Annotated in this window: 1 protein-coding gene; it reads left to right on the forward strand. The window is 57.8% G+C overall.

Going from position 1 to position 1,053, the window contains the following annotated elements; translation table 11 throughout:
• The coding region (locus Q0341_RS03770) for an ATP-grasp domain-containing protein (RefSeq protein WP_299510672.1) at positions 1-1,053 on the forward strand (1,053 nt) is incomplete at both ends.

A 1,053-nucleotide genomic window follows, 5' to 3' on the forward strand; every position in this document is an offset into this window, starting at 1 on the left:
CGCCGCCTTGGCCATGCGCGAAGACGGTTACGAAACCATCATGGTCAACTGCAACCCCGAGACGGTGTCGACCGACTACGACACCTCGGATCGCTTGTACTTTGAACCCGTCACTTTGGAAGACGTGCTTGAAATCGTCGACAAGGAAAAGCCAACCGGCGTCATCGTTCAATACGGCGGTCAAACACCTTTGAAATTGGCACTGGACCTGGAAGCCGCTGGCGTGCCCATCATCGGCACCAGCCCCGACATGATCGACGCGGCCGAAGACCGTGAGCGTTTCCAAAAATTACTGCAAGACCTCGGTTTGCGTCAGCCCCCCAACGCCACGGCACGCACAGAGCCAGAAGCGCTGGAAAAGGCCGCAGCCTTGGGTTACCCCTTGGTAGTGCGCCCCAGTTATGTGTTGGGTGGCCGTGCCATGGAAATCGTGCACGAGCAACGCGACCTGGAGCGCTACATGCGCGAAGCGGTCAAGGTGTCGCACGACTCGCCTGTTTTGCTAGATCGTTTCCTGAACGACGCCATTGAGTGTGATGTGGACTGCCTGCGCGACCCCGAAGGCAAGACCTTCATCGGTGGCGTGATGGAACACATCGAACAAGCGGGTGTCCACAGCGGTGACTCTGCTTGCTCTTTGCCGCCTTACTCGTTGTCGGCTGAAACCGTCAACGAACTCAAGCGCCAATCGGCCGCCATGGCTGGTGCTTTGAACGTGGTCGGTTTGATGAACGTACAGTTCGCCATCCAGCATGTGGATGGCCAAGACGTGATCTATGTGCTGGAAGTCAACCCACGCGCCTCACGCACTGTGCCTTATGTCTCCAAAGCTACCGGTATTCAGTTGGCCAAGGTGGCGGCGCGTTGCATGGCCGGCCAGTCTCTGGCGTCGCAAGGCATCACGAAAGAAGTGACACCCCCGTATTTCAGCGTGAAAGAAGCCGTCTTTCCCTTCGTGAAGTTCCCTGGCGTCGACACCATCCTCGGCCCTGAGATGAAGTCCACGGGCGAAGTCATGGGCGTGGGCAAGACATTTGGCGAAGCCTTTGTGAA

Origin of the sequence: uncultured Limnohabitans sp., from assembly GCF_937889215.1 — a bacterium.
Classification (GTDB): domain Bacteria; phylum Pseudomonadota; class Gammaproteobacteria; order Burkholderiales; family Burkholderiaceae_C; genus Limnohabitans_A.